Raw genomic sequence first — 26797 nt, 5'->3', positions numbered from 1 at the left:
GTCGCCTGGCCGCCTGGCCGGGTGGCCGGACCACCCGAGGAGCAATGCAATGTCGCCAGCAGAGAAGAAGACCCCCACCCCTCCCAGCGGGCCCGGCGTGGATTCGCCTCCCGCGGAGGAGCCGACCGCCCCCGTCGCCCCGCCCCCACCGAAACCATCACAGCAGGGCCCCGCGACAGTGACGCCCACCGGCGTCCCCACGGGCGCGCCGCCCGAGTCGGTGGCCCAGCAGGGGAGTACCTCACCACCTCGCAGGGTGCCCGCCTCCGCACCACTGACCATGCATTGAAGGCAGGCCCACGCGGGCCGGTGCTGTTGCAGGATCATCACCTGCGCGAGAAGATCACCCACTTTGACCATGAGCGCATCCCGGAGCGCGTGGTGCACGCCCGTGGCACGGGGCCCATGGGGTGTTCGTGGCCAACGGCCGGGCGTCGAAGATCTGCAGGGCCGAGTTCTTGAAGAGGGGCGTGGAGACTCCCGTCTTCGTGAGGTTCTCGACGGTGGCCGGATTCCGTGGCTCGTCGGACACGGTCCGCGACACCCGCGGCTTTGCGACCAAGTTCTACACCTCAGAGGGCAACTACGACCTGGTGAGCAACAACATGCCGGTGTTCTTCATCCAGGAGGGCATCAAGTTCCCCGACATCGTTCACGCCGTCAAGCCCGAGCCGGACCGCGAGATCCCACAGGCCCAGAGTGCGCACGACACGTTCTGGGACTTCGTGTCCCTGCACACGGAGGCGCAGGCTCACGTGGCATGGAGCATGTCCGACCGCGGCCTCCCGCTGTCCTACCGGATGATGGAGGGATTCGGCGTCCACACCTTCAGGCTGATGAACACCGCTGGGGAGACATGCCTGGTGAAGTTGCACTGGAAGCCGCGCCAGGGTGTCCACTCACAGGTATGGGAGGAGACGCAGATGACGGCGGGCAACGACCCGGACTTCCACCGTCGCGACCTCTACGATGCCATCGACGCGGGCGCCTTCCCGTCCTTCGACCTCGGTCTCCAGGTGATGCCCGACACCGCCGACGAGACATTTCAGGGCATCGACCTGCTTGACCCGACCAAGCTGATCCCCGAGGAGCTGTGCCCCGTGGAGATCATCGGCACCATGACCCTGAACCGGCGACCGATGAACTTCTTCGCCGAGACCGAGCAGGTGATGTTCAACCCCGGCAACCTCGTTCCGGGCATCGACGTGACGAACGACCCGCTGCTCCAGGTCCGCCTGTTCTCCTACATCGACACCCAGATCACACGGCTCGGCGGACCCAACTTCAGCCAGCTGCCGATCAACCGGGCCCACTGCCCGGTCAACGACATGTTCCGCGACGGCTTTCACCAGGACGCGGTCCACGGCGGGGTCGCGCCGTACCGACCCAACTCCCTCGACTGCGGGAACCCTTCCCAGGCCGACGATGCCTCCGGCGCGTTCATCGACATCCCGACGCCGGTGGCCGGGGACAAGGTACGCGAGCTGTCGGCCGGTTTCGGCGATCACTTCAGCCAGGTCACGCTCTTCGTGCGGTCCCTGACGGAGGTGGAGCGCCAGCACCTGACCTTGGCCTATACCTTCGAATTGGGCAAATGCTTCGAGGAGTCCGTCCGGCTACGTCAACTCCAGTGCCTGGCCAACATCGACGCCGACCTGTGTGCCGACGTGGCCCGCGGCCTCGGCCTTCCGGCCCGGAGCCGACTGTGCCCCGGCCGCGGTCGAGCCCAGCCCTGCCGTGTCGCAGTTGCGCGGTAAGTGGCCGGTGACCGGCCGCAAGATCGCGGTCATCGTCGACGCCGACACCCCACCCGATGTCGCTTTCGCCGCGAAGGAGGCGGTGCAGGTGCTGGGTATGGCTGCGTTCATCACCGCCCCATCCGGCGGCAAGCTGGGCGACCTGGTGGTGGACCGGGCATACCTGACGGCGGCCTCCATCGAGTTCGACGCCGCCCTTGCGCTGGTGGCACCGGTCGCGGCCCCGACGCGGTGCCCACCTTGGACGCCAAGGCGGGCCATTCCACGGCCGGTGAGCCGGTGGATCCGAGGATGGTGAAGCTGGTGGCGGAGATGTTCCGGCATTGCAAGGCGATCGCCGTGGTGCCCGACGCGGTCGCGGTCCTCGCGGCGGCGGGAGTGTCTGAAGGAGCTCCCGGCGTCGTGGTGGCGGAGGTTGGGGAGGCGGTGTCGCAGTTGGCGAGGCTTCTCGCGACGCACCGGGTGTGGGACCGGTTTGGGGCCAGCCACGGCGGTGCCCGCACGGCGGGAGCGACACGTGCTGACGGGAGGCAGGCGTGAACCCGCACCGGTCGTAGTGAGGAGGGAGCCCGTGATATGGGCTGGCACTGGCAGGCGCGAGGCAAGGTCAGGCTGGTGGAGTTACCGGACCCGGATCGAGGAGGCCACCGACGTGGTGGTCCGCGTCAGATCGACGGCGATCCGCGGATCGGACCTGACGGCCCACGATCTACACCCGCCCCACCGGTTGCGCCTACCTGGCCATCTGGCCACCGACGGTCGTCCTGCCGATACATAGCGATGCAGACGATGATCTACCGCGGTCGCCAGGTCCCCGACCACCCCGACGTGCCCGTCGAGTTCACGGGCGCGCCGGAACAGGCGCGATACACGCTGAAGTTCACCCCGCGGGGCGACTGAGCGCTACGCCTGGCCGCGGGCGGCGGAGCGCTGCTGCGACACCTCGTACAGCGCGATCGCGGCGGCGACCGAGGCGTTGAGCGACTCGACCGCACTGGCGATCGGGATCGAGATGAGCGAGTCGCAGTTGTCGCGCACGAGCCGGGAGAGGCCCTCGTCCTCGGAGCCCACCACGATCAGCAGCGGTCCGTCGGCGCCCGGCGTGCCGGTGACGGGCACGTCGCCCTCGCCCGCGAGCCCGACGATGGTGAAGCCCATCTTCGACGCCTTCTCCAGCACCCGGTTGAGGTTGGTGGCCATCGCGATGGGAGCCGGCGGCGGCCCCGGCAGAGGTCTTCCATGCGGCCGCAGTCATGGAGGCGGAGCGCCGCGACGGGATGACGATGCCGGTGGCCCCGAAGGCGCCCGCGGATCGGATGATCGCGCCCAGGTTGCGGGGTCGGTGACGCCGTCGAGGGCCACGACGATGCCGTCGGCCTCCAACGCGTCAGCCAGTACGTCCTCCGGGTCGGCGTAGTCGAAGGCGGGCAGCTGCATCGCGACGCCCTGGTGCACGAGCCCACCGGTGACGCGGTCCAGCTCTGCCCGGGTCACCTGCAGCAGCGGGATGCTGTGCTCGGCGGCGTACTTCAGGATGTCACGCAGCCGGTCGTCGCGCTCGGCGCCCTCGGCGATGTAGGCCTGCTTGGCGGGCAGTCCCGCCGTCATCGCCTCGAAGACGGGGTTGCGGCCCACCACCCAGTCGGCGCCGGCCGGGCTACGGTGTGCCTGCTTGCGCGGCTGCCCCTGCCGCTCCGCGGCCTTCTTGGCACGGTGGCCTTGTGGTAGACGCGGTCCTCCGCCTTGGGGTGGGGCCGCGGCCCTCGAGCGACTTGCGGATCCGGCCGCCGGAACCGGCCGCCTTCCCCTTGCCCTTGCTTGTTGCTCCGCGACGCGATGAGTTGCCGGCCATATCAGTTCTCCAGGCTCCAGGTGGCCCCGTTGGGGTGTCGGTGATCTTGAGGCCGGTGGCGGCCAGGGTGTCTCGGATGGTGTCGGCCGCGGCCCAGTCCTTGGCTGCGCGCGCGGCGGCCCGCTGCTCGAGCAGGGCCGCGACGAGGCCGTCGACGACGGAGGTCAGGTCATCGCCCACAGCGCCGGTGGCCCATTCGGGGCGGAGGGGTGGATGCCGAGCACCGTCAGCATCGCGTCGACGGCCAGGAGTTCGCTCCGGACGGCGTCGCCGTCGGCGGCGGTGATGGCCTGGTTGCCGGTGCGGATGGCCTCGAACAGGGCCGCGACGGCGGCCGGGGTGCCGAGGTCGTCGTCCATCGCCGCGGCGAAGGCCCGGTACCTCGGGTTGTCGGCCGCGGCCGTGTCGCCCGGGGTGCCGCCGACGAGCTCCGCCGCGCGGCGGACGAACGTGTCGATCCGGGTGATCGCCTTCTCCGCCTCGGCGAGCGAGCCGCGGGTGTCCTCGTCGGCGGGGAGAACTCGATGGTCGAGCGGTAGTGGGGCTCAGCAGGAAGAAGCGCACGGCGCGCGGGTTGTAGGCCCTCGTCACCTCGGAGACGAGCGCCGTGTTGCCGAGCGACTTGCTCATCTTCTCGCCCGCCATGGTGACCCAGGCGTTGTGCATCCAGTACCGCGCGAAGCCGCGGCCCGCGGCCGCCGACTGCGCGAGCTCGTTCTCGTGGTGCGGGAAGCGCAGGTCGATCCCACCGCCGTGGATGTCGAAGGTGTCGCCGAGGTACTTGCCCGCCATCGCGGAGCACTCGAGATGCCAGCCGGGCGGCCACGGCCCACGGGACGGCCAGGACGCCGTCTCCGGCTCGCCGGCTTTGTGGCCCTTCCAGAGGGCGAAGTCGCGTGGGTCGCGCTTGCCGCGCGGGTCGGCGTCGGCCGCGGGCTCCATCTCGTCGACCTTCATCCCGCTCAGCTCGCCGTAGCGGGGCCAGCTCATCACGTCGAAGTAGACGTCGCCGGAGCCGTCGGGGCGACGTAGGCGTGGCCGGCCGCGATCAGGGCCTCCGTCAGCTCAAGCATCTCGGGCACGTGGCCCGTCGCGCGGGCTCGTAGGTTGGCGGGATGCAGCCGAGGGACGCGTAGGCGTCGTGCAGTTCGCGCTCGAAGCGGTAGGCCAGCGCGAACCAGTCCTCCCCGTTCTCCGCCGACTTCTGGAGGATCTTGTCGTCGATGTCGGTGACGTTGGCGACGACCTTCACGGTGTGGCCGTTGTGCTCGAGCCACCGCCGCAGGACGTCGAAGACGACCTCCTTGCGGATGTGGCCGAGGTGCGGGAGGCCTGCACCGTCAGGCCGCAGTGGTAGATCGACACCTCGTCGTCCCGGAGGGGCACGAAGTCGCGCACGGAGCGCGTTGCGGTGTCATAGAGCTTCACGGTGAGGAAGTTTACCGTGACCGGCCCCCGGGCGGACCGCCGTGGGAACGACCCGGGTCCCCGGGCTCAGGGTGCCGGCTTCTCCGCGACGAGGAGCACGTTGGTCCACGACCATTCGTCGGCGACGAGGCCGCCCTCGGCGTCCTCGGTGTAGACGCGGGCGGCCGGGCCGAACCGGTTCTCGATCAGCCACGGGTTTCGGATGGGACGGGTGTCGCGGGTCATCACGAAGCCGTTGGCCTCCAGCAGCGCCACCCACTCGTCGGGGTGAAGAAGCAGAACGCCTCGTGCGCCTCCGAGTACCAGGAGTCGAGGTAGTCCTTCTTCGCGAGGAACTCGTACAGCGCCCGCGGGTGAGCTTCACGAGGTTCCTCCCGTCGCGCCGCACCTCCTGGTAGGTGATGCCGTCGCCCTCCTCGCGCCGGAAGTCGACGGCGAACCGCTCGAAGCGGGCCCTGGTCGACAGCCCGGCCAGGTCACCGTCCGCGGCGCCGTCGTCGCTCGTCAGGTCGGCGAGCACGGGCTCTTCCCTGCCGTCGGGGCCGACGACGTCGTAGTTGATCCACACCCCGCCCGGCCTGAGCATCGTGAACACGCGCCTGCAGAACTCGAGCAGTTCGTCGCGGCCGAGGTACGACTCGATCTCGTGCGTCAGCGCCATCGAGATCACCGTGTCGAGAGAGTCGGCCTCGAAGAGCCTGGTCTGCATCACGTTGCGTTGATGGAAGAACACGTTGGCGTCGCCGAACTCGCCGTTGCTCCTGCGCTGCTCGCAGATCTCGTAGAGGGTCTTGCCACCTCGACCCGAAGAAGTCCGACTCGAAGAGTTCCGGCTTCCCGCTCAGCAGCTTGATGGTCTGCCCGGTGGCGCAGCCGACGTCGACGATCCTGCCTGGGCGCACCGCGCCCGCGAACTCGGAGACCTTGCGCCAGGCGTTGTCCTCGAACGCCGCCCGGTAGGTTGCGTAGTCGCGCGTGACGGTGATGTCGCCGTCGTCGGAGTCGATCAGGGGTCGGCGTAGATCGACTGGACGGCCGCCGCGAGCCCGTAGCGCCGGTAGTAGTTGAGGGCCGCCGGATGCATGACCCCGCCGACCCGGCTGGTCCAGTCGTCCCCGGCGGCGATGATCTCCTCGACCACCTGCCAGGGTCGGGCCTCGTCGGTGCCGAGCTCCACCGGGTCGACGCGGTAGCCGAGGGCCTCGTAGCCGGCGCTGACGGCGGGTGTGGAGCAGGCGACCAGGGTGTTGCCCGGACGCAGCGCGACGTCGCCGCCCGTCTGGGTGCGGATCTCCTCGATGACGAAGTGGGCGAAGTCGGGCTTCGGGCGCCGGTTGCCGATCAGGAAGGTCAGCGAGGGCAGGTCGGTGGCAGCCGCGACGGACTCGATGAGGCCGAGGCGACGCTCACCCGCGATCGGGTTGCGCTGGGTGCCGCCGTGATCGGCGCTGGTGATCGCCCAGACCACCTCCGCGCCAGGGTTGGCCTCGACAAGCGAGCCGAGGTGGGCGATCTGGAAGGCCGTGATCAGGTGGTGGCGGCCGGGAAACAGGATGTAGCGCACGCTGGGCATTCTGGCACCCGGCGGGTGCGACGCGCAGATGGCGGCCCGGCTCACTCCCCGCAGGCGGCCGGGTCGCCCATGAAGTACGTGATGGGCAGTCCCCGTCCACGGCGGCGTCGGCCCCGAGCGCAGAGACCAGCGCTGCCGGGCTTCCGATCGTCATGGAGGCGCACTCGTCGAGCATGGCCCCGCCCTCGTAGGTGAACAGGACCTCGACCAACGTCCTCTGTCCCGGGGCAACGGTGACCGAGTCCAGGTAGGCCACCGCATCCACGTCGGCCTCGTCGATCTGGACGGGCCCCGGGTTGGGGTTGGCGAACTGCACCGAGAACCGCAACGCGCTCTCACCCATGAGGGCAGGTAGATCCCGTTGAGGTCGACCGTCATCGCGCTGTCGTTGGCGACGAAGAGACGCAGCCTGCACTCCATGCCCTCTGTGATGTGAACCGTCGGCAGTTGCACCGGATCCGAAATCGGTTCGTCACCGGGCAGCGCACTCTCGAGCCGCGTCACCTCGGCGCCGGAGCAGACCACCGGCTGCGCGTCCTGCATGACGTGGACGCTCCTCAGGGTGCCCTGCGCCAGCACGAACCAACCCGCCGCGATAAGGGCGACGACCCCGAGGCCAGGAACACGACGAGTCGCTCCCGACGCGTCGAGGCGCGTGGCCTCTCCGCCGGGGTGGTCTCGGGGCGATGATTGCGGTGTCTGCCGTGGTCATGGCCGAAATATGGCAGTGCGGCATTCGCCGGTGGTGCCCGGCACGGATCTCGGGGCGGGCGATCGCGCCTCGACGAGGGTGGCTATCCGTGGACGCAACGGGCGGGCACCCGGAGGTGCCCGCCCGTTCGTTCAACCCCGGCCGCTCACCATCCGGTGGACGGGAGGCCCGGACGTGCCGGGCCCGATGCGGGTGCGGTGGGGCCGGGGTGACTGACGGCCCCCGCGAGGCCGTCGGGCTGGGTGCCGCCGATGGGGCCGGGGTCACCGACGGGGTCGGCGTCGGCGACGGGGTCGGCGTCGGGGAAGGAGCCGGGGTGGGTGTCAGGGACGCGGAGAGCGACCAGCTCGGTGCCGGGCATCCGTGCCGGGAACCCACTCCACGTAGCGCCAGCCCTCGACACTGCCCGCGCGGGGCGCGTGTCCGGCCGGGCCGCGGTCGGCGTAGGTCCACGGGTACCCGACCGGGTCGCCGGTCGGCTCGGCGTGCCAGTAGGACCAGTAGTGGTCACCGGAGCCCGCCCGGGGTACCCGTCGATGGCCGTCAGGAGCGACCCGCTCGTGGTCGCGGTGAACCCGGCGCTCGCGAGCGCCTCGAGGCCCGTGCGGAACTGCGTGGCACAGCCTCCGTCACGCAGCCCGGTGTCCCGCTCGACGGTGACCCAGACGTTGCCCGCGGCGACGCAGGCCGCAGCTGGTTCGTTGACGCCCTCGTCGACCCGGTCGCTGGTCACCCGCTGCGTGAGCACCCCGGTGAACGTGGCGTCGTCGGAAGCGAAGACCCACCGGTACCGGCCCGCCAACGGGAAGACGACACCGCCCTCGGCGGGCTCCGCCGCGTCGGGGAGACGGCGGCGAACGTGACGCCGCCGCGCCCGGTCAGCCTCGGCACGGGCACGACGAGGTCGCCGGCGGTGTCCGGCAACGCGGCGGTCTGGTCGAGCGCGCTCAGCGTGCCCAGCCCGGTGGGAGCCCCCACGAGGCTGGTCAATGCGTTTCCGTCGACCCGGAGGGTCTCGAGAGCCGACAGCGCCCCGAGGCCCGCGAGGCTGGAGAGGCCGGTGCGGCTCAGGTCGAGCCGCTCCAGGCCGGTCAGGGACGCGATCTGCCCGAGGCCCGGCAACGGGTTCCCGGCCAGATCGAGGGCGGTCGCGTCGGTCAGCAGATCCAGCCCGGTCAGGTCGGAGATCCCCGCGTCACGGCAGGTCAGGGACGTGACCTCCGCGGCCTGCGCCGTGGTCGGGACCGCGCCCGGTGCCAACCCGGCCGCGTCCGCGACGCAGGCGCGCAGCGCCGGGTCGGGGATGTTCGCCGGGTCGGCCACCGGCTCGCCGACCAGCTGGGTCACGGTGCCTGAGAAGTGTTCCCCCAGGTCGGTGCGGGCCGAGAATGTCCACGGGTAGCTGCCGGGCGCGGGGTAGCTGACCAGCGCGCCGTCGACGGTGACCCCGGCCGGCGGCTGCACCGCGACGGGGACCCGTCGTGGTCGAGGACGCGGGGACCGCGACGCTCATCCCCGCGGGCACCTCCGCCACCGTCGCCGCCTGCCAGCGCGCCTTCAGGCCCATGTAGGCCTGGCTCGGCATCCCTCCGAGGGGGAAAGATCGGCGATCCGGTTCGTCGCGAGATCGAGCGACTCGAGCGCGGTGAGTGCGCGCAGCGGGGCGACGGATTCGACCTCGTTGGAGCCGAGGCCCAGGTGGGTCAGCCGCGTCAGTCCCGCGAGCGGGTGAGGTCGCTGATCGCGTTGCCTGAGACGTAGAGCCGCGTGAGGTTCGTGAGGCCGGCGACGGGCGTCAGATCGCTCAGCGACGAGTTGTTGACCACGAGCCGTTGGAGCCCCGTCATGGTCTCCACCCCGGAGAGGCTTGTCAGGTCGGCGTGGTCGTGGCGCGCCCGCTGGGTGACCTCGAGGTCGGTCAGGCCGGTCAACGGGAGAGGGCGGCGATGGAGGCCACCGGATTCTGGCTGAGCGAGAGCACGGCGAGCCTGCTGAGGCCGGCCAACGGCGCCACATCGGCGATCGAGTTGCCGGGGAGGAGCAGCCGCTCCAGGCCCGACAGGCCCGAGAGCGGCTCCAGGTCGGCGATCCGGTTGCTGCTCAGGATCAGGTTGGTGGCGCCGGTGAGGTGTTCGGCCCCGTGAGATCCGTGATGGACCTGGCGACGCAGCTGACCTCGGTGAGGGCGGCCAGCTGGGCGGCCGTGATCGGGTCCCCGTCCCCGACGCCGACGGCGTCGGCGAGGCAGCCCCGGAACCCCGCGTCGGGGATGTCGACCCCGACGATGGGGTGGGGGCCTCGGTGACCTGCTGGGTGAAGGTGCCCGAGAAGTAGGCCGCCTCCCATGTGTTGGCCCTGACCTCGAAGGTCCAGGTGTAGGAGCCCGGCTCCGCGAAGGTGACCGTCGTGTCGGTCAGCGTGATCCCGGCCGGAGGCGTCGCGAAGTGGGCCGCCCTGTCCCGGTCGGTGACCCGCGGGCGTCGGTGGCCACCGTCGCCTGGGCGGTCGGTGCCGTGAGCACCTGACCGGTGGCCGTGATGTTGCCGGTCGGCACGGTGGCCAATGCGGACAGGTCATGGAGGTGGTTGCCGGAGATGCGCACCCTGTTCAGGGTCGCCACGCTGCCCAGTGCCCCGATGTCGGTGAGCCGCGCATTCTCGGCGTCGAGGGTCGTCAGTGCGGGTGACCGGCGAGCGGGCCAGGGTCGTGACGGCCGTGTGGTTGATGTTGAGCACGCCCAGCCCGGTGAGCCGCTCGATCCCCGCCAGCGACGTGAGCCTGGCGTGCCCGGAGGATGCCGTCTGCCCCACCCGCAGGGTGTACAGGGTCGAGTTGCGGCCGATCGTGGCGAGCGAGATGACGTCATTGAGCGTCAGGTCGAGCGTCTTCAGGCGTGGGAGCGAAGCGAGGCCCGAGAGGTCGCTGATCGCGTTGTCCTTGAGATTGACGGTCACCAGGCTCGGGTGGCCCGCCAACGGGGCGACGTTGCCGATCTCGTTGCTGTTGAGCGTCAAGGTGGTGAGCCCGGTGAGGCGCCCGATGCCGGTGAGGTCGCGGACACCCTTGCCGTTGCAGGTCAGGGTGCCGGTCAGCCCGGCCAGATCGTCGGCGCTCGGCTCCGCGTCGGAGGCCCGTCCGAGCCGCGAGTTGACGCACCCCTTGAGCGCCGCGTCCGGAGGAGCGTGGCCTGGGCCGCGGTCACCTCGACGGTCACCGAGCCGTTGTAGTAGAAGTCGTCCTGGTCGCGGAAGGCCCAGGTGTAGGTGCCTGCGGTGTCGTAGGTCACCCGCCCTCCGGTGATGGTGACGCCCGCCGGAGGGGTGGCGGTGAAGGTGCCACCGGCGCGCCCGACGAGCGTTGGCGCGAGCGTGGCCTCTCCCGCGGTGGCGGGGTGGCCGGCCACCCGTTGCCCGTGCCGGGTGCCCGAGAGGGTGCCTTCGGGAAGGAGCCGAGCACCGACACGTCGCTCAGCCGGTTTCCCGCGACGTCGAGGTTGCCGAGTTCCCTGAGCGCGGCCAACGGGGAGATGTCGGTCAGTGAGTTGTCGGCCAGCCCCAGGGTGAGGAGCTTCCCGGCCGCCGCGAGCGGCGCGACGGTCGTCAGGTTGTTGTTGCCGAGGAAGAGCTTGGTGAGGTTGGGCAGCGATGCGACGCCGGTGGCGTCGGCGATGCCGCGCCCGTGCACGACAGGTCGGTCACCGTCGCGAGCTGGGCGGGGTCGGCTCCGCTGAGGCGGGCAGCCCGAGCTTGTCGGTGACGCACGCGCGCAGCGCCGCGTCCGGCATGGCGGTGGCCAAGGTCGGGCCGTCGGCCTGCGCGACGGGGCGTGGATGAGGAATAGACTGGCGAGCAGTCCCGCGACCAGTCCTCTGAATGGCGCCATTCGGCGGCCTCCTTGCGGATCAGGCCCGCGAAGGTCGGCGCATGGAGGTCCCCGCGCTTCCCGATTCCGCGCGGGCAGCATCTGTATCGCTCAGGGGTCGGTCCGGCTCCCACGCCTAGGTGGATACGGTTGCGGGTCAGCCCGGGATCACACCCGGTTCTAGCCCTGAACGCTGTGGAGCCTAGCAGCGGCGGTGGGTCGCCGCGGTCGGGGCCCCGTTTGGTAGTTCATGGTTCAATTACATGCGTGAGCATTGACATCCAGATCTGGTCCGACGTCGCCTGCCCTGGTGCTACATCGGGAAGCGCCGCTTCGAGAAGGCGCTCGCCGGGTTCCCGCAGCGCGATCAGGTGCGCGTCACCTGGCGGAGTTTCCAGCTCGACCCGACGCTCCCCGAGCGCAGCGACCGCGACGAGATCGGCTACCTGGCGGAGACCAAGGGATGCCCGCGCCGCGGTGGAGCAGATGGTCTCCCAGGTGAAGCAGGTGGCCGCGGACGAGGGGCTCGACTACGACTTCGACGCGCTGGTGGTGGCCAACTCCCGCCGCGCGCACCGCGTCCTCCAGGCTGCGAAGCTTGCGGACGCGGCCGACGGTGGCGATCGCGCCGATGCCCTGGAGGAGGGCTGTTCTCCTCGCACTTCGAGCGGGTGGTCACATCGGTGACGCCGACACCCTGGTCGCGCTGGCGACCGCCGCGGGGCTCGACGCGGATGCCGCGCGGGACGCGCTCGACTCCGAGGAGCTCGACCGCGCGGTCGAGGATGACATCGCCTTGGCGGCCCGGCTCGGCATCCGCGGCGTCCCGTTCTTCGTCGTCGACTCCCGCTACGGGGTTTCCGGTGCCCAGCCCTCCGAGGTGTTTCTCGACGTGCTCGGCACCGTGCTTTCGGAGCAGGCCCCGAGCCTGATCACCGTCGAGGGCGGCCAGGGGAGGCCTGCGGGCCCGAGGGCTGCTGATCCTCCACCGGTATCTCCGGTAAACGCTTCCCGTGTTCTCTTGCCGAACCCGGGTGTCTGTGTCACGATATGGGAAAGCGTTTACCCAATGGTGAGAAACACTACAAGGAGATTCAGGCGTGACATCCACGACTTCGGCAGGCATCCGCGAGATCGGCATCATCATGAATGGTGTCTCGGGCCGGATGGGGTACCGGCAGCATCTGGTCCGCTCGATCCTCGCGATCCGGGAGGCGGGTGGCGTCGAGCTCCCTGACGGCACCAAGGTGACCGTGCGGCCGCTCCTGGTGGGACGCAGCGAGGCGAAGCTCGCCGAGATCGCCGAGCGGCACGGCATCGTCGACTACACCACCGACCTGGACGCGGCCCTCGCCGACCCGCAGTGGGAGATCTACGCCGACTTCCTGGTGACGAAGGCGCGGGCGGCCGCGCTCCGCAAGGCGATCGCCGCGGGAAAGACCATCTACACCGAGAAGCCCACCGCCGAGTCGGTGGAGGAGGCCCTCGAGCTCGCGCAACTGGCCCGTGAGGCCGGCGTGAAGACCGGCGTCGTGCACGACAAGCTGTACCTTCCGGGCCTCCAGAAGCTGCGCCGCCTGATCGACTCCGGCTTCTTCGGCCGGATCCTCTCGGTTCGCGGCGAGTTCGGCTACTGGGTGTTCGAGGGCGACTGGCAGCCCGCCCAGCGCCCCAGCTGGAACTACCGCGCCGAGGACGGCGGCGGCATCATCGTCGACATGTTCCCGCACTGGAACTACCTGCTCGAGAACCTGTTCGGCCCGTGCGTTCCGTCTACGCGCAGGCGTCGATCCACATCCCGCGGCGCTGGGACGAGAAGGGCGAGGAGTACGCGGCCACGGCCGAGGACGCGGCCTACGGCGTGTTCGAGCTCGAGGGCGGGTCGTCGCCCAGATCAACTCGAGCTGGACCACCCGCGTCAACCGCGACGAGCTAGTGGAGTTCCACGTCGACGGCACGCACGGCTCGGCGGTGGTCGGCCTGTTCGGCGCCAAGCTGCAGGGCCGCAACCAGACGCCGAAGCCGGTGTGGAACCCGGACCTGGCCGACGGGCACGACTACGCCGACGACTGGGCGCAGGTGCCGACCAACGACCTGTTCCTCAACGGCTTCCGGCAGCAGTGGGAGGAGTTCCTCGCCTCCTACGTGCAGGGCACCGACTACCCGTTCGACCTGCTCGCCGGTGCGCGCGGCGTCCAGCTCGCGGAGGCCGGGCTCGCCTCGGCCCGCGACGGCCGCAAGGTGACCCTCGACGAGCTGACGCTGGGCTGATCCGCATGAGCTCCACCGTCACCCTGCTCGACGCGGCCGGATCCACCCGGCGCGTCGACCTCCTGGATCCACCCGCCATCGCCCGGCCCACCGGGCCGCTCCGCACCCGCACCGCGTACGCCGCCGCGCACGTGGTGCCGGTCGCCTGGGCCGACAACACGCCCGGGCGCCCGGCCGAGATCGACTGGGACGCCACCCTCGCCTTCCGCAGGCACGTCTACTCCTGGGGCCTGGGCGTCGCAGACGCCATGGACACCGCGCAGCGCAACATGGGCTCGACGCAGCCGCGACCCGCGAGCTGATCGCGCGGTCTGCCCAGACCGCACGGGAGGAGGGCGGATCGGTCGTCGTCGGAGTCAACACCGACCACGTCGAAGACGAGAGCCTCACCCTGGCCCAGATCGTCGACGCCTACCGCAGCCAGCTGCACTTCTGCGAGGAGCAGGGCGCTGTGCCGGTGCTGATGGCCAGCCGTCACCTCGCCCGCGCGGCCACCGGCGCCGACGACTACCGCCGCGTCTACGGCCAGGTGCTGCAGAGCGCCTCGGCGCCCGTGATCCTGCACTGGCTCGGCACCGCATTCGACCCGCAGCTGGCCGGCTACTTCACAGGCGACCCGGCCGACCGGTGGGGCACGGCCGCCGAGGTGCTCCTCGACATCATCGAGGCCGACGTCGACCGGGTCTCCGGCGTCAAGATGAGCCTGCTCAACGCCGAGTCCGAGGTCGCCGTCAGGCAACGGCTTCCCCGTTCGGTGCGGATGTACACCGGGACGACTTCAACTACGTCGGCCTCATCGGAGGCAGCGACGTCCCGCAGCCACCCAGCCGGACCGTGACCCGGCCTCGGAGCGGCAGCACTCCGACGCGCTCCTCGGTGCCTTCGCGGCGGTCGCTCCCGTGGCCTCGGCCGCGATCCAGGCCCTGGATGCGGGCGACCCCGCCCGCTACCTCGAGCTGTTGGGCCCCACCGAGGAGCTCAGCAGGCAGGTGTTCGCCGCGCCGACCTTCTACTACAAGACGGGCGTCGCGTTCCTCTCCTGGCTCAACGGCCATCAGGCCGCCTTCCAGATGGTGGGGGCCTGCACGCCACCCGCAGCCTTCCGCACCTCTCCCGGATCGTGGAGTTGGCCAACGCCGCCAACGCGCTGGAGCGACCCGAACTCGCCGCCGAGCGCTGGCACGCGCTCCTCGCCGTGAACGGGGTGGCCTCATGAGCGCGTCAGGCAGGTTGTCGATCAACCAGGCCACCATCAAGCACGCCGACCTCGGCACCGCGCTGAGGGTCACGTCGGCGGCGGGTGTCGGGTCGATCGGGCTGTGGCGTGAGCCGGTGGCCGACGTGGGCCTCGCGACGGCCGCAGAGATGCTGGCGGACTCGGGCCTGCGGATGTCGACCTACTGCCGTGGCGGCTTCTTCACTCTCCCGGAGTCGCCCGAGCGGCGCGCCGCCCTGGACGACAACCGCCGCGCCATCGAGGAGACCGCGACGCTCGCCGCGGCCGGCGCCGACGGCTCCGAGGCGGTGCTGGTGCTCGTCGCGGGAGGCCTGCCGGACGGTTCACGCGACCTCGGCGCGGCCCGCGACGGCGTGCGCGCGGCCCTGGACGAGCTCGCCCCGCCGCCGAGGCGGCAGGCGTCACGCTCGCGATCGAGCCGCTGCACCCCATGTTCGCGTCCGACCGGTGCGTCGTGCCCACGCTCGGGTACGCGCTCGACCTCGCGGCCGACTTCGCGCCCGGGTGGTGGGCGTCACCGTCGACACGTTCCACATCTGGTGGGACCCGGACGCGTTCGCACAGATCGCGCGCGCGGGCCGCGAGGGACGCCTCGCCACCTACCAGGTGTGCGACTGGGCGACGCCGCTCCCGGCCGACGTGCTGCTGTCGCGGCACTATCCCGGTGACGGCGTCATCGACTTCGGGTCGTTCACCCGTGCCGTCGAGGCAACCGGGTACGACCGCGACATCGAGGTGGAGATCTTCAACGCCGACATCTGGGCGGCCCCGTTCGAGGAGGTTGTCCGCCGGACCGCGGAGAGCTTCGCGTCGAGCGTGCAGCCGTTCCTTGCAACCGTAGACTCATCCCTGTGACTCCACCGCCCGGAACGCCACCCTGCACGATGTCGCCAGGCTGGCCGATGTGTCCCTCGCAACCGCCTCAAGGGTGCTCAACGGCTCCACCCGCGCGGTCGCCGACTCGTACCGCGTGAAGGTGCAGGCCGCCGCGGCCGAGCTCGGCTACACCGCCAATCGGTCGGCCCAGGCCACCGCGAAGGGCACCTCGGCCACCGTCGCGCTGCTGGTGGCCGACATCGCCGACCCCTACTTCGGCGAGATCGCCGTGGGCGTGGCGCACGCTGCCGAGGAGCAGGGCCTGATGGTCACCATCGCCATGACCGACCGCGACCCCGTCCGCGAGATTCGGGTGGTGCGTGAGCTGCGCGGACAACGGCCGAGGGGCATGATCCTCGCCGCATCCCGCTCGAGCGACGGGGACCCCTCCGAACTGGACACCGAGCTGCGGCTCCTCGAGGCGGCCGGTGGACGCGCCGTCGCGATCGGCGGGGGCGCGCCCTCGTTGCGCTCCGTGAAGGTGGACAACCGGGGTGGGGCCGAGGCGCTGGGCCGGGCGATGACCGATCTCGGCTACCTCACAGCCGTCGTCCTTGCCGCCTCGGAGGGCGTCGTAACCAGCGACGAACGCGTTGCCGGATTCCGTGCCGGCTTCGGCGGGGACGCTTCGCGCTGCTATCGGGACGGCCTGACCCGCGACGCCGGGTACCGCGCGATGACGGCCGCCCTTGCGGACGGCATCGAACCCGGCACCTTCGTGTTCGGGGTGACCGACGTCGTGGCCCTCGGCGCCCTCGCGGCGCTGCGGGGGCGGGCCGCACCGTCGGAACGGACATCGCGGTCGCCGGCTTCGACGATGTCCCCGCGAGTCTCGACGTGACCCCCAATCTCACTTCCGTGAGCGTGCCGCTGCAGGCGATCGGTGAACAGGCGCTGCGCGCGGCGGTGGACCGGGACTGGGAACCGGACCCTGCGGCCCTGGCCGTCCGTGTCCAGGTTCGTGACTCGACCCCGCGACTGGCATGAGCACCGTCGTCGTTGCGGTCGACAGCTTCAAGGGGTCGATCGGTGCCGCCGAGGCGGCTGAGACCATCTCACACGCCTGGCGCACCGTTCGACCCGACGACGACGTGATCCTGCGGCCCATGGCCGACGGAGGGGAGGGACCCTCGCCGCGTTCGAGGTGGCCGTGCCCGGCTCCCGTCGGATGCCGGTGTTCGTGACGGGGCCGGCCGACACAGAGGTGGCCGCGTGGTGGCTGCTGCTGCCCGACGGCACCGGTGTCGTCGAGCTGGCCTCGACGTCGGGCATCGAACTGCTCGGGAGCGGAGGCTGCCCTTCGACGCCGACACCACTGGATTCGGCCAGGCCATCGCGGCCGCCCTCGCGCACGGCGTGCAGCGTCTGGTGCTCGGGATCGGCTCGTCCGCCTCGACGGACTGCGGCGTCGGACTCCTGCGCGCGCTCGGGGGCCGGTTCAGCGACCACGACGGATCGGAGGCCGCGCCCGGCCTCCGGGGTCTCGCCTCGATCGTCGTGGCGGACCTGACCGACCTGCTGCCGCCACCCGCCGGAGGCGCTGTCGTGCTCAGCGACGTGACCAACCCGCTGCTCGGGCCGTCGGGGCGGCTGCGGTGTTCGGGCCCCAGAAGGGAATCCGGCCCGAAGACGTCCCTTCGCCGACCGATGCCTCGCCCACGCCGCGTCCCTGCTGCCCGCCGACCCGGAGACCCCGGGTGCGGGTGCGGCGGGGGCAGCGGGTTCGCGCTGCTCGCCTGGGGTGCGCAGCTGGTGCCCGGGCGGCGGAGGTGGCGCGAATGATCGGACTGGTCGACGCCGTCCGCGGCGCCGACTACGTTGTCACGGGGGAGGGGAGCTTCGATGCCCAGTCCGCGGCGGGCAAAGTGCCGGGGTACGTCGCCGACCTGGCCCGGGACGCGGGCGTTCCCGTAGGCCTGGTGGCTGGACGGATCGGGGGCGACGCCGACGTCGGCGCCTTCGTCGACGTGCGGTCGCTCAGCGGCCTGGCCGGCTCCCCGCACGAGGCCATGGCCGAGCCCCGCCACTATTTGGCGGTCGCGGCGGCCGGGATGGCGGCCCGCGTCGAGGCGTGAGGCGGCCTAGCCGCCCTTTGCCTTCTTCGCTGCCTCCTTGGCTGCGGCCTTCGCCCTGAGCGCCGCGATGTCGAGGCCCGCCACCACGGGGATGTCGGGGTCGTTCGCGCCGTCCTCCCACGGGTCGTACGGCTTGTCGTTCTCCTCGGCGTCGACGAAGCCCTTCGAGGGTCGAACTTGTCCACCAGTTCGCCGCCCACCGGCTGCAGGTTGCCCATCTGCTCGTCGGGCAGCGTCGAGAGGATCTCGTGGATGTAGCCGCTGGCTGCCTCCGCCGTCGGCACCTCGCGGCCCTCGCGCTGCGACTGGTACCAGCGGTAGTCGAGCACCTCGTGGAAGAACTGGGCCGCGTCACGCTTGCCCGTAGGTCGGACGGGATCCGGTTGACGGCGGGCTCGAACACCTCGACCAGCCACTTGTGGGCCGCCACCGATTCGGGGGCGTGTGGGCCTTCTTGGCCCGGAACGTGTCCATGTCGTTGAGCAGCCGTCGAGCCTGGTGCTCCTCGGCGTCCAGGCCGGTGAGTCGCATCAGGCGGCGGGTGTGGTGGCCTGCGTCGACGACCTTGGGCCGCATCCGGATCGTGCGCCCGTCCGGGGAGGCGTCGACGTCGATCTCCGCGACGTCGAAGCCGAGCGCGTTGAGGCGTCGCACGCGGCCCTCGAGCCGATACATCTCGGAGCCGTCGAACTCCTCGACGCCGGTCAGCTCGGCCCAGAGTTGGTGGTAGCGCTCCTCAATGGTGTTGACGAGCCATTCGGGATCGAGGGACGGGTCGAGGATGCCGCCCGCCTCGAGGTCGAGGAACTCCCCGAACAGGTTGGTGCGCGCGATCTGCAGGTCGTGGCGACGCTGACCTTCGGTGAGCTGGTCGTGGATCTCCCCCGTCTCGGCATCGACCAGGTAGGCGGCGAACTCGCCCGCGTCACGCCGGAAGAGGATGTTCGACAGGGACACGTCGCCCCAGTAGAAGCCCGTCAGGTGGAGGCGGGCGAACAGCACCACCATCGCGTCGAGCAGGCGACCGACGGTCTCGTGCTTGACGCCGGGATAGAACAGCGACCGGTAGGGAAGGGAGAAGGGCAGGTGCCTGGTGAGCAGCACGGGATCGAGGGGTTCGCCGTCGCTGGTGACCCGCCCCGTCACAACGCCCACCGGCTCGACCCCCGGGACGCCGAGGCGCCGCAGCTCGGTGAGCAACCGGTACTCCTGAACCGCGACCTCCTCGAGGATCTCCTTGGCCGCGAGGATGTCGTCGCCGACCTGGATGAACCGCACGACGTGACGCGAGATGCCGCGCGGAAGCGCGACCAGATGATAGGTGGGCCAGTCGGCCAGCGCGAGCTGCCAGGGGAGCCTGATCAGATCGGCATCGGGCTTGGCGGCGAGGAATCTGGGCACGCCCACTACCCTACTGTGCGCCGCCAGGGGAGTGCGGGAGCGTCGTCAGCAGTGCGCTCGCGTAGGCGTCCTCCGCGTCGTGGGCCCGGTGGGTGGTGCCGTCGGAGAGCGTCACGACGAAGTCGTTCCCGGCGAGGGTGAGGGAGGCGAACCGCTCCCGAGGAGCGCGCGTAGCTGGGCCTCCGACGGCAGCCACACGGTCGCTGCCTGCGGGATCGAGTCGAGCGCCCACTCGGTGGTGCCGTTGAAGGCGAAGATCGTTCCGGTCTCCAGGCGCCTCGTCTCGATGACCATGTCGGCCAGGTGGAATACCTCGTCGACCATCTCCGCGCGGCGGATGGCGAACCGGTCCCCTCGGAAGGGGTCCACTCGAGCCCGGCCGATGCCAGGTCGAGCGCGAGCGCGAGCGCGAGCACGGCTACCCCGCGGCCCTCTGTGCCCGGTCGAGGGCCTCGGCGACGACGGCCACCAGATCCTCCGCCGACTCGACGCCGACGCTGATCCTGAGCAGCCCGTCTCCGATCCCGGCGGTCGCGCGGGCCTCCTCCGTCATACCCGCGTGCGTCATCGACGCAGGGTGGCAGATGAGCGACTCGACACCCCGAGCGACTCGGCCAGGTGGAAGATCTGCAGCCCGTCGAGGAAGGCCTCCGCGGCCGCCCTGCCTCCATGGAGCTCCAGCCCGAGGAGCGACCCCATGCCGGTCTGCTGCCGCTTGGCGACGTCGTGGCCGGGATGGCCGGGCAGGCCTGGGTAGTAGAGGTTCGCCACCGACCGGTGGCCATCGAGCAGGTCGACCAGGACCTCGGTGTTGTCGGTGTGGACGCGCATCCGCGCGTCGAGGGAGCGGAGCCCACGAAGCGTCAGGTAGGCGTCGAACGCGCTGCCCGTGAGGCCCAAGGCATTGGCCCACAACCGGAGCCGTTCATGGATCGCCTCGTCGGCCGCCACCGCGATGCCGCCCACGACGTCTGAGTGCCCGTTGATGAACTTCGTGGTCGAGTGGATGACGACGTCGGCGCCGTGCTCGAGAGGCCGCTGGTAGAGCGGCGAGAGGAATGTGTTGTCGACGGCCACGAGGGCTCCGACGGCGTGTGCGGCATCGGCGGTGGCCCGGATGTCGGTGATCCGCAGCAGCGGGTTGGACGGGGTCTCGATCCAGACGAGGGCGGGGGATGTGGCCATGGCGGCGGCCATGGCGGCGCCGTCATTGAAGTCGACGAAGTCGACGGCCAACCTGCCCTGCTCCGCGAGGAACGTGAACAGCCGCCAGGTGCCGCCGTAGGCGTCGTGCTGGACGATGACCCGGGCACCGGCCGGGACGAACGCCTCGGCCACCAGGGTGATGGCGGCCAGACCCGTCGCCACCGCGGTCGCGCCCACGCCACCCTCGAGCGCGGCGACAGCGTCATTGAGCAGGTCCCTGGTGGGGTTGCCGGAGCGGGAGTAGTCGTAGGCGCGAGGCTCGCCGATGGCCTCGAACGTGTAGTTGGTGCTCAGGTAGATCGGCGGGACGACCGCCCCTGTGAGGGATCGGTCCCGAGCCCGGTGCGCATGCCGCGGGTCCATCTTCCGAGTTCAGCCATCTACTTCCCTTCCTCAGGTTCGAGCATACGGAACCAAGCCCGACGCCATGGGCACGGTGTCCGGCGCCGGACAGGTGCTGTGAGCGAAACCCGGGCGCGATCCGAACGCGACAAGGAAGAGGGGCCCGGTCGGAACCGGGCCCCTCTTCCTCTATGAACGAGCTGCGATCAGGAGATGCGATCCTCGGTCTTGGTGCTGAACACGTGCACCTGATCGGGGTCGGCCGTCAGGCGGACGACGGAACCCTTCTCGGGAGCGGTGCGGGCGCCGACGCGGGCGACGTACTGCTGAGCGGTGACGACCTCATCGTCCGACAGGCCCGCAAGGGTGCCGTACAGGAACGAGTCGGCGCCGAGCTCCTCGACGACGGCCACGTCGAGACCGATGCCCTCGTCGGCGATGCGGAAGGCCTCGGGCGGATGCCCACGGTGAGGCTGTCCTCGCCGGCGGCCTTGGCCAGGGTCTCGCGGGGCACCGGAACGGTGTAGTCGCCGACCTGCACGCCGCCCTCGACGATCTTGCCTGTCATCAGGTTCATGGCGGGCGAGCCGATGAAGCCCGCGACGAAGAGGTTCCTCGGGGCGTCGTACAGCGCGAGCGGGGTGTCGACCTGCTGCAGGATGCCGTCCTTCATCACCGCGACGCGGTCACCCATCGTCATGGCCTCGGTCTGGTCGTGCGTGACGTAGACGGTGGTGACGCCGAGACGCTGCTGGAGGGCGGCGATCTGGGTGCGGGTCGAGACGCGGAGCTTGGCGTCGAGGTTCGACAGCGGCTCATCCATGAGGAAGACCTGCGGCTGGCGCACGATCGCGCGGCCCATGGCGACGCGCTGACGCTGGCCACCCGAGAGGGCCTTCGGCTTGCGGTTGAGGAAGTCCTCCAGGCCGAGGAGCTTGGCTGCCTCCTGGACGCGCTGCTGGCGCTCGGCCTTGGGTACGTTCTGCATCTTCAGGGCGAAGCCCATGTTGTCGCCCACCGTCATGTGGGGTAGAGAGCGTAGTTCTGGAAGACCATCGCGATGTCGCGGTCCTTCGGCGGGAGATCGGTGACATCGCGGTCGCCGATGAAGATCGAGCCGGAGTTGACCTCTTCCAGGCCTGCGAGCATGCGCAGCGAGGTGGACTTGCCACAACCGGAGGGCCAACGAGAACCATGAACTCGCCATCTTCAATCTCGAGGTCGAGCTTGTTGACGGCGGCGCGATCGGTGCCGGGGTAGACGCGCGAGGCTTCCCGGTAGCTGACAGTGGCCATGCCACATTCCTTTCCACGGGCAGGTACGTGCCCGACGATCCGTAGTGGATAGGAACCTATGTTTAGGTGTTCCTGATTTCGGACTCTACACCCATGTTCCGGCCTGGGGCCGGCAGGGTGTCCCCCGTCGGGGCAGCGGGGGCCGTCCGTCCGGGGCTCCGGTGGGGATGCCCGGCGCGCAGGAGGTCGGTCAACACGGCGATGATCCGACGTTGACAAGGTTCAATGCCTTTCCTTCCCGGCTGTGACCAACACCTGGCCATCGGGTCGGCGTTTGTTATCAAACTGCGATCTTCGGTGGGTTGACACCCCGCGTGGGCTGGACGGTGGTGCGGGTAGCCTGGCGGCGGGCGGCCCGGTCGGGCACGGTGGCCGGTGACGTAGCATTCACGCGTGACCGATGAACGAGACGACGCCCCGGCCTTCGACGACCACGTCGTCGAAGCGGAGGCGGGGCGCCCCTGGCTGACGCCGAGCCCCAGCCCGCCCCCGCAGGACCGATGGGTGAGGCAGGTGAGCCCCAGTCCGCCCCGCAGGACCGGTCGGTGCGGCAGGCGCGGACGGCGAGGCGGAGGAGGCCTGGTGGGAGGCCGACGGGATGCCCTGGAAGAAGAAGCCGGGCCGCGCCGACTACGCCTGTCTCGCCTGGTTCGGAGTCATCGCCGTCTTCAGCCTCATCCTGATCCCGACGCGGGCATGGCTGCTCGGGTCGCTCCCGACTGGCTGGCCATGATCACAGGCGGCCGCACCGCCGTCGCGGCCAGTGGCGCGATCGCCTCCACCGGTGCCATGCCCCACTGGCCGATCGTCCTCATCGTGGCGTCGATCCTCAGCCTCAAGTTCGACTGGATCTACTGGTGGGCGGGCAAGCTCTGGGGTCGCGGCATGATCGAGATCTGGGCCGGGCAGTCGAAGCGCGCGGCCAGGAACTACGCGAGGGCCGAGCGGTGGGCCGAGAAGCTCGGGCCCATCGGCTTCCTGATCGCCTACATCCCGATGCCGCTGCCGCTCATGCAGGTCGTCTTCGTGCTCGCCGGCGCCACCGGCATGAGCCTGAAGCGGTTCCTCATCTACGACTACATCGCCTCGACGCTCTGGCTGACCGGGTATTTCATCCTCGGTTGGCAGTTGGGTGATGCCGCGGTGGCCGTGCTGAACTGGTACGCGAAGATCGCCGGATACGTGGCCATCGCCCTGCTGGTGGTCGTGTTCGTCAGCACGTATCTGGCCGGGGTGCGCAAGGCCAGGGATGCGGAGGCCCGCAGGGCCGGGGCCGGGCGGGACTGATGCCCGACCTCGCGGAGCTGAGGGCGTTGCGTCTGGCGCGCGACCGGATGGACCGCGAGTACGCCCAGCCTCTGACCGTGGCCGACCTCGCCCGCACCGCGATGATGTCGCCGTCGCACTTCAGTCGCCGTTTCCGCGCGGCCTACGACGAGACGCCCCACGCGTACCTGATGACGAGGCGCATCGAGCGGGCGAAGGCGCTCCTGGTTGCCACCGCGATGTCGGTGACCGACGTCAGCATCGCCGTCGGCTGCTCGTCGCTCGGGTCGTTCTCGGCCAGCTTCGCTGCCCTTGTGGGCTGCAGCCCCAGCGACTACCGGGAACGCCATCCCGGAGACGCCACAGAACTGTCGCCGTGCCAGTTGATGGTGGTGGCGCGACCCCGCCGCAGCTACCCGCGGAATTGAGCAGGATTCGAGAAGCGCGGCGGTGTCGCCCGGATTAGCCTCGTCTGTGTGGCCATCGGGGCCACCTTCGGGAAGGAGCCGACATGGCCGTTTCAGTGAGCACCGTACACATCACCGTCGACGACCCTGAGGCCGCGCTGGTGTTCTACCGCGACGCGCTCGGCCTCGAGATCACGCAGGACGTCGCGAACGAGGGGTACCGCTGGATCACGCTCTCCAGCGACGCGCAGCCGGACCTCAAGATCGTGCTGTCCCAGCCCGAACCGGGTCGCTCCGAGGCGGACGCGCAGGCGCTCGCCGGGCTGATCGCCAAGGGCGTCATCAGCCCGATGCACCTGCGCAGCGACGACCTGGACGCCCTGTTCGCCAAGCTCGCCTCGGTGCCCGGGGTGAGCGTGGTGCAGGAGCCGACCGACCAGTTCTGGGGCGTCCGCGACGGTGCGCTGCGCGACCCGGCAGGCAACTTCCTGCGCATCGAGCAGGGCTGACCCGACCCGACCGGGCCGGTGGGCCCGCCCGGGCCCTCCCGGAAAAATGGGCCAGTGGCCGATTCTGGTTGGTCCTGTTGGAGAAAGTGGCCACTGAGCGGGACGTCGGGCACCGAGGGAAGCCCTGCCGGTCAGCCGAGGATGGCCACCAGGAACGTGGAGTCGGCGGCGAAGGGACGCAGGTCCCAGGTCGACAGCGGCAGGTCCAACTCGAGGCCCGCCTTGTCGGCGTCGGAGAAGAACTCGCCGAACTCGTAGCCGCGTCCCGCTCCGAAACCGATGATGGCGCGGCCTTCGGGGGCCAGGTGGGCCTTGAAGCGGCGCAGCACCTCAACGCGCGTCGAGGGTGCGAGGAAACCCATCACGTTGCCCGCGCAGACGATGACGTCGAAGCCGTCGGTGATTCCCCTGGAGGGAGGTCGAGGTCGGCCAGGTCGCCGACGAGCCACAGCGGCCCGGGGTGGTCCTCCTCGGCGGCGGCGATCAGCGTTGGGTCGACGTCGACGCCCACCACGCGGTGGCCGAGTGCGTGCAGCCGACCGCCCAGGCGGCCGGGGCCGCATCCCGCATCCAGGATCCTGGCGTTGCGGGGGGCCATCGCGTCGACGGCCCGGGCCTCGCCGTACAGATCGTGGCCGGCCGCCTCCATCATCTTGAACCGCTCGATGTAGCGGCGGGAATGGTCGGGGTCGGCCTCGATGATGCGGGCCCACTTGCTCGGTTCGGTCATGCAGCCATTGTTGCGTGCTGGACAAGGTCGTTGCGCGCCGGGAGGCGGTGACGCGGTCGGCCACCGGGCCGCGGACACCCGCCGTCCGGCCCACATCAGCCTGTCGGTCGCGGGCGCCAGAAGGTTTCTCGTCGCCTGAGTTTCTACGGCCGGGGTCGGTTCTGGCAGGTGCCGCAGAACGGGAGGGATGACGGAGTTGGTGTCGCACGATGGCGTGCCGACAGAGTGGAGCCTCCTGAGGGAGTCGAACCCTCGACCACTCGCTTACAAGGCGAGCGCTCTGGCCGCTGAGCTAAGGAGGCGTGCTGGCCCATTGTGCCAACGACCGGCGTCAGACGCCAGTGGGCCCGTCAGGTTCCCGAGACCGCCACGAACAGCTGCCCCTGCCCGGTGAGGCTCACGTGCTCTCCCGCGCAGATGTAGACGGCGCTGCCCTTGGTCAGGTACTCCTCGTTGCTGCCGTGCAGCCGGAACTCGCCCGACGTGACGAGCGCGATCCGGCCGCTGTCGGTGCGGGGCAGATGGAGCGGATCGCAGTTGGTGGGGGAGATCAGCCACAGCTCGAACTCCCGGTAACGGGTGGGGAAGATGTAGACCCCGTCGCTGCCCTCCGGCAACAGCACCTGTGGGTCTCCCGACTCGAAGCTCACCACCTGGAGCAGCGCATCCACGTCGATGTGCTTCGTGGTGAGCCCGCCACGCATCACGTTGTCGGAGTTGGCCATCACCTCGACACCGGTGCCGCGCAGGTAGGCATGCATCACGCCTGCCCGAGCGTGACGGCCTCGCCGGGCTCGAGAGTGAAGCGGTTCAGCAGCAGGGCGGCGAGGATGCCCGGATCGCCGGGAAGTGCTCATCCAACTCGACGGCGGTGCGGGCGAACTCGCCCAGCCCGCCGGGGCATCGAGCCGCTCGACGGCCGCCGAGACGACGAGGTCGACCAGGTGCCTGCGTCGGTTGATGGACAAGACGTCGAGGAAGACCTCCTGCAGGGCCGGCTCGGCGCGCCGGTCGCGGAGCGGCCCGATAACGGAGGCCAACTCGTCCGCGACACCCAGACCCTCGAACAACCCGGCGGTCTTGTGGGGTCGCGGAAACCTAGCAGCCCTCGAACCGGGTGAGCGCGACGATCGCCTCGGGTTTGGGCCAGTCGTCCTTGAAGGAGCGGGTGGGGTCACTCGGCGGGATGCCGAGCAGCGACTCGCGGGCGTATCCGACCTCCGCCTGTTCGCGCGTCGGGTGTGCCTGCAGGCTGAGGGCCGGCAGCGGAGAGGACCTTCAGGAGGAAGGGCAGACGCGAGCCGAACTCGGCGCGCGACGTGTCGCCGAGGGTCTCGGGGTGCTCCCGGATGAACTCCTCGAGGCTGGTCCCGTCGTCGAGACCCGTCGGGCCGTTCGCGTGGGTGCCGAGCCAGTACTCGGCCCATGGCCTACCGTCCGGCTCCCGGCCCAGCAGGGTCGGGATCGCCTCGGTACTCCCCAGGGGAAGTGCTGGACGTAGCCGGTCAGTCGGCGCATGCTCGAATCAATCCTCATTGACGGTGGAAGCTGGTCAGGACAACTCTACCCGCGTCCGGTGACGGGGTCCGTCCGGTACGGAGGGCGCGCAGAGCCGACCTAATGACACTGGTGTGATTACCATTTACCATGGGTTGCATGTCTGAGGCAGCATCCCTTTCCGAATCGGTCGTTCTGGCCGAGCGCGACGCAGCCATCCTCGACTTCGAGGACAACTGGTTCACGGCCGCGGTTCCGAAGGAGCAGGCGATCATGGAGCACTTCTCGCTCTCCTCCGCCAGGTACTACCAGCACCTCAATCAGCTCATCGACACGCCTGAGGCACTCGCTTACAAGCCCTGCTCGTCAAGCGGCTACGCAGGATGCGCACCCAGCGCCAGGCGGCCCGATCCGCGCGACGCCTGCACTCCTGATCCTCACCTCGCGCTGAACATCCGCGCGATGGTCCGCCGCAGCGGCTGCCGCGGATTCTCGGAGTAGC

At 70.2% G+C, this 26797-nt stretch carries 30 protein-coding genes, 1 tRNA gene and 10 pseudogenes; 19 read left to right on the top strand and 22 right to left on the bottom strand.

The window, feature by feature from the left end; all coding sequences use genetic code 11:
- Window positions 1-21: 21 nt before the first annotated feature.
- The 4 genes and pseudogenes from G7085_RS34510 to G7085_RS29905 form a co-directional block, all read left to right on the top strand.
- Window positions 22-1337 (top strand): annotated as a pseudogene (locus tag G7085_RS34510) (catalase); the annotation flags it as partial.
- Window positions 1329-1757 (top strand): catalase-related domain-containing protein, encoded by a 429-nt coding sequence (locus tag G7085_RS34505; protein WP_269452089.1) that lies wholly within the window; start codon window positions 1329-1331, stop codon window positions 1755-1757. The pseudogene G7085_RS34510 and the gene G7085_RS34505, both read left to right, overlap by 9 nt.
- Window positions 1738-2055, top strand: coding sequence for a type 1 glutamine amidotransferase family protein (locus G7085_RS29910; RefSeq protein WP_269451809.1), 318 nt, complete (start codon window positions 1738-1740; stop codon window positions 2053-2055). Before G7085_RS34505 ends, G7085_RS29910 begins: the two co-directional genes overlap by 20 nt.
- A 14-nt stretch (window positions 2056-2069) precedes the next feature.
- Window positions 2070-2297, top strand: coding sequence for a hypothetical protein (locus G7085_RS29905; RefSeq protein WP_269451808.1), 228 nt, complete (start codon window positions 2070-2072; stop codon window positions 2295-2297).
- Between the two features lie 363 nt (window positions 2298-2660).
- On the opposite strand, the pseudogene rlmB reads toward G7085_RS29905, so the two are convergent.
- The 14 genes and pseudogenes from rlmB to G7085_RS08130 form a co-directional block, all read right to left on the bottom strand.
- Window positions 2661-3609 (bottom strand): annotated as a pseudogene (gene rlmB, locus G7085_RS08190) (23S rRNA (guanosine(2251)-2'-O)-methyltransferase RlmB).
- A 1-nt stretch (window position 3610) separates the two neighbouring features.
- Window positions 3611-5037, bottom strand: a pseudogene (gene cysS, locus G7085_RS29900) (cysteine--tRNA ligase).
- On the bottom strand, window positions 5024-5770 hold the full coding sequence (locus G7085_RS08180; protein ID WP_197510585.1) for a hypothetical protein: 747 nt from the start codon (window positions 5768-5770) through the stop codon (window positions 5024-5026). The pseudogene cysS and the gene G7085_RS08180 overlap by 14 nt, the downstream one beginning before the upstream one ends.
- Before the next feature lie 273 nt (window positions 5771-6043).
- Window positions 6044-6601 carry a hypothetical protein gene (locus tag G7085_RS08175; protein ID WP_197510584.1) on the bottom strand — a complete coding sequence of 186 codons (558 nt, stop codon included), beginning with the start codon at window positions 6599-6601 and terminating at the stop codon, window positions 6044-6046.
- Window positions 6602-6760: 159 nt separating this feature from the next.
- Window positions 6761-7189, bottom strand: coding sequence for a hypothetical protein (locus G7085_RS08170; protein WP_197510583.1), 429 nt, complete (start codon window positions 7187-7189; stop codon window positions 6761-6763).
- A gap of 278 nt (window positions 7190-7467) precedes the next feature.
- Window positions 7468-8070, bottom strand: coding sequence for a hypothetical protein (locus G7085_RS08165; RefSeq protein ID WP_197510582.1), 603 nt, complete (start codon window positions 8068-8070; stop codon window positions 7468-7470).
- A complete protein-coding gene (locus G7085_RS08160; protein WP_197510581.1) occupies window positions 8052-8786 on the bottom strand; it encodes a hypothetical protein in 735 nt (244 codons plus the stop codon). Before G7085_RS08160 ends, G7085_RS08165 begins: the two co-directional genes overlap by 19 nt.
- A 93-nt stretch (window positions 8787-8879) precedes the next feature.
- On the bottom strand, window positions 8880-9029 hold the full coding sequence (locus G7085_RS34500) for a leucine-rich repeat domain-containing protein (protein ID WP_408647192.1): 150 nt from the start codon (window positions 9027-9029) through the stop codon (window positions 8880-8882).
- Window positions 9030-9034: 5 nt separating this feature from the next.
- Complete coding sequence (locus tag G7085_RS24990; RefSeq protein ID WP_231979329.1) at window positions 9035-9253, bottom strand: leucine-rich repeat domain-containing protein; 219 nt, start codon at window positions 9251-9253, stop codon at window positions 9035-9037.
- A gap of 175 nt (window positions 9254-9428) precedes the next feature.
- Entirely contained in the window at window positions 9429-9668 is a 240-nt protein-coding gene (locus G7085_RS08150; RefSeq protein WP_197510579.1) for a hypothetical protein, read from the bottom strand.
- Between the two features lie 67 nt (window positions 9669-9735).
- The gene (locus G7085_RS08145; protein WP_197510578.1) at window positions 9736-9924 is read right to left on the bottom strand and encodes a hypothetical protein; all 189 of its coding nucleotides are present in this window, start codon (window positions 9922-9924) and stop codon (window positions 9736-9738) included.
- Window positions 9896-10336, bottom strand: a complete 441-nt coding sequence (locus G7085_RS08140) for a leucine-rich repeat domain-containing protein (RefSeq protein WP_197510577.1) — start codon at window positions 10334-10336, stop codon at window positions 9896-9898. The genes G7085_RS08145 and G7085_RS08140 overlap by 29 nt, the downstream gene beginning before the upstream one ends.
- 74 nt (window positions 10337-10410) lie before the next feature.
- Window positions 10411-10608 (bottom strand): hypothetical protein, encoded by a 198-nt coding sequence (locus G7085_RS08135; protein ID WP_197510576.1) that lies wholly within the window; start codon window positions 10606-10608, stop codon window positions 10411-10413.
- On the bottom strand, window positions 10605-11006 hold the full coding sequence (locus tag G7085_RS08130; RefSeq protein ID WP_197510575.1) for a hypothetical protein: 402 nt from the start codon (window positions 11004-11006) through the stop codon (window positions 10605-10607). Before G7085_RS08130 ends, G7085_RS08135 begins: the two co-directional genes overlap by 4 nt.
- 444 nt (window positions 11007-11450) lie before the next feature.
- On the opposite strand from G7085_RS08130, the gene G7085_RS08125 reads away from it, so the two are divergent.
- The 10 genes and pseudogenes from G7085_RS08125 to G7085_RS29875 all read left to right on the top strand — a co-directional run bounded on the left by G7085_RS08125 (window position 11451) and on the right by G7085_RS29875 (window position 17642).
- Window positions 11451-11870 carry a hypothetical protein gene (locus G7085_RS08125; protein WP_197510574.1) on the top strand — a complete coding sequence of 140 codons (420 nt, stop codon included), beginning with the start codon at window positions 11451-11453 and terminating at the stop codon, window positions 11868-11870.
- Window positions 11800-12420 carry a DsbA family oxidoreductase gene (locus G7085_RS08120; protein WP_197510573.1) on the top strand — a complete coding sequence of 207 codons (621 nt, stop codon included), beginning with the start codon at window positions 11800-11802 and terminating at the stop codon, window positions 12418-12420. Before G7085_RS08125 ends, G7085_RS08120 begins: the two co-directional genes overlap by 71 nt.
- Window positions 12329-14292: pseudogene (locus G7085_RS08115) on the top strand (DUF993 family protein). The gene G7085_RS08120 and the pseudogene G7085_RS08115 overlap by 92 nt, the downstream one beginning before the upstream one ends.
- 61 nt (window positions 14293-14353) lie before the next feature.
- Window positions 14354-14670: pseudogene (locus G7085_RS29890) on the top strand (DUF993 family protein).
- Window positions 14667-15359, top strand: a complete 693-nt coding sequence (locus G7085_RS08095) for a sugar phosphate isomerase/epimerase family protein (protein WP_231980819.1) — start codon at window positions 14667-14669, stop codon at window positions 15357-15359. The pseudogene G7085_RS29890 and the gene G7085_RS08095 overlap by 4 nt, the downstream one beginning before the upstream one ends.
- Window positions 15256-15546, top strand: a complete 291-nt coding sequence (locus G7085_RS34495) for a TIM barrel protein (RefSeq protein ID WP_408647191.1) — start codon at window positions 15256-15258, stop codon at window positions 15544-15546. The genes G7085_RS08095 and G7085_RS34495 overlap by 104 nt, the downstream gene beginning before the upstream one ends.
- 22 nt (window positions 15547-15568) lie before the next feature.
- The gene (locus G7085_RS08090; RefSeq protein WP_269452086.1) at window positions 15569-16408 is read left to right on the top strand and encodes a LacI family DNA-binding transcriptional regulator; all 840 of its coding nucleotides are present in this window, start codon (window positions 15569-15571) and stop codon (window positions 16406-16408) included.
- Window positions 16363-16554, top strand: a complete 192-nt coding sequence (locus G7085_RS29885) for a substrate-binding domain-containing protein (RefSeq protein ID WP_331715954.1) — start codon at window positions 16363-16365, stop codon at window positions 16552-16554. The genes G7085_RS08090 and G7085_RS29885 overlap by 46 nt, the downstream gene beginning before the upstream one ends.
- On the top strand, window positions 16551-16751 hold the full coding sequence (locus G7085_RS29880) for a glycerate kinase (protein ID WP_197510570.1): 201 nt from the start codon (window positions 16551-16553) through the stop codon (window positions 16749-16751). Before G7085_RS29885 ends, G7085_RS29880 begins: the two co-directional genes overlap by 4 nt.
- A 28-nt stretch (window positions 16752-16779) precedes the next feature.
- A pseudogene (locus G7085_RS29875) lies at window positions 16780-17642 on the top strand (glycerate kinase).
- A gap of 6 nt (window positions 17643-17648) precedes the next feature.
- Here the strand turns inward: G7085_RS29875 and G7085_RS08065 are convergent.
- The 4 genes and pseudogenes from G7085_RS08065 to G7085_RS08050 all read right to left on the bottom strand — a co-directional run bounded on the left by G7085_RS08065 (window position 17649) and on the right by G7085_RS08050 (window position 21886).
- Window positions 17649-19043 (bottom strand): annotated as a pseudogene (locus tag G7085_RS08065) (DUF4032 domain-containing protein).
- 111 nt (window positions 19044-19154) lie between these two features.
- The gene (locus G7085_RS08060; RefSeq protein WP_197510567.1) at window positions 19155-19367 is read right to left on the bottom strand and encodes a hypothetical protein; all 213 of its coding nucleotides are present in this window, start codon (window positions 19365-19367) and stop codon (window positions 19155-19157) included.
- Between the two features lie 94 nt (window positions 19368-19461).
- Window positions 19462-20612: pseudogene (gene metB / locus G7085_RS08055) on the bottom strand (cystathionine gamma-synthase).
- Window positions 20613-20797: 185 nt separating this feature from the next.
- A pseudogene (locus tag G7085_RS08050) lies at window positions 20798-21886 on the bottom strand (ABC transporter ATP-binding protein).
- A 598-nt stretch (window positions 21887-22484) separates the two neighbouring features.
- Between G7085_RS08050 and G7085_RS29870 the strand changes: the two are divergent.
- The 4 genes from G7085_RS29870 to G7085_RS08035 all read left to right on the top strand — a co-directional run bounded on the left by G7085_RS29870 (window position 22485) and on the right by G7085_RS08035 (window position 24068).
- Complete coding sequence (locus G7085_RS29870; protein WP_269451807.1) at window positions 22485-22619, top strand: hypothetical protein; 135 nt, start codon at window positions 22485-22487, stop codon at window positions 22617-22619.
- Entirely contained in the window at window positions 22616-23173 is a 558-nt protein-coding gene (locus G7085_RS08045) for a DedA family protein (RefSeq protein ID WP_197510566.1), read from the top strand. The genes G7085_RS29870 and G7085_RS08045 overlap by 4 nt, the downstream gene beginning before the upstream one ends.
- Complete coding sequence (locus G7085_RS08040; protein ID WP_231979327.1) at window positions 23173-23580, top strand: helix-turn-helix domain-containing protein; 408 nt, start codon at window positions 23173-23175, stop codon at window positions 23578-23580. Before G7085_RS08045 ends, G7085_RS08040 begins: the two co-directional genes overlap by 1 nt.
- Before the next feature lie 95 nt (window positions 23581-23675).
- Window positions 23676-24068 (top strand): VOC family protein, encoded by a 393-nt coding sequence (locus G7085_RS08035; protein WP_331715550.1) that lies wholly within the window; start codon window positions 23676-23678, stop codon window positions 24066-24068.
- Window positions 24069-24199: 131 nt separating this feature from the next.
- On the opposite strand, the gene G7085_RS24970 is transcribed toward G7085_RS08035, so the two are convergent.
- The 4 genes and pseudogenes from G7085_RS24970 to manA form a co-directional block, all read right to left on the bottom strand.
- Window positions 24200-24430, bottom strand: coding sequence for a hypothetical protein (locus G7085_RS24970; RefSeq protein ID WP_231979326.1), 231 nt, complete (start codon window positions 24428-24430; stop codon window positions 24200-24202).
- Window positions 24430-24798 (bottom strand): class I SAM-dependent methyltransferase, encoded by a 369-nt coding sequence (locus tag G7085_RS24965; protein ID WP_231979325.1) that lies wholly within the window; start codon window positions 24796-24798, stop codon window positions 24430-24432. Before G7085_RS24965 ends, G7085_RS24970 begins: the two co-directional genes overlap by 1 nt.
- A 226-nt stretch (window positions 24799-25024) precedes the next feature.
- A tRNA-Thr gene (locus G7085_RS08025) sits at window positions 25025-25100 on the bottom strand.
- Between the two features lie 48 nt (window positions 25101-25148).
- Window positions 25149-26316 (bottom strand): annotated as a pseudogene (gene manA / locus G7085_RS08020) (mannose-6-phosphate isomerase, class I).
- Between the two features lie 138 nt (window positions 26317-26454).
- Between manA and G7085_RS08015 the strand changes: the two are divergent.
- Window positions 26455-26796, top strand: coding sequence for a DUF3263 domain-containing protein (locus G7085_RS08015; protein WP_331715549.1), 342 nt, complete (start codon window positions 26455-26457; stop codon window positions 26794-26796).
- The last annotated feature ends 1 nt before the right edge of the window (window position 26797 follow it).

The organism is Tessaracoccus coleopterorum (genome assembly GCF_011174705.1).
Lineage (GTDB): Bacteria > Actinomycetota > Actinomycetes > Propionibacteriales > Propionibacteriaceae > Arachnia > Arachnia coleopterorum.
The sequence above is the reverse complement of the archived record's forward strand: the minus strand, read 5'-3'. Positions and strand labels throughout refer to the sequence as shown.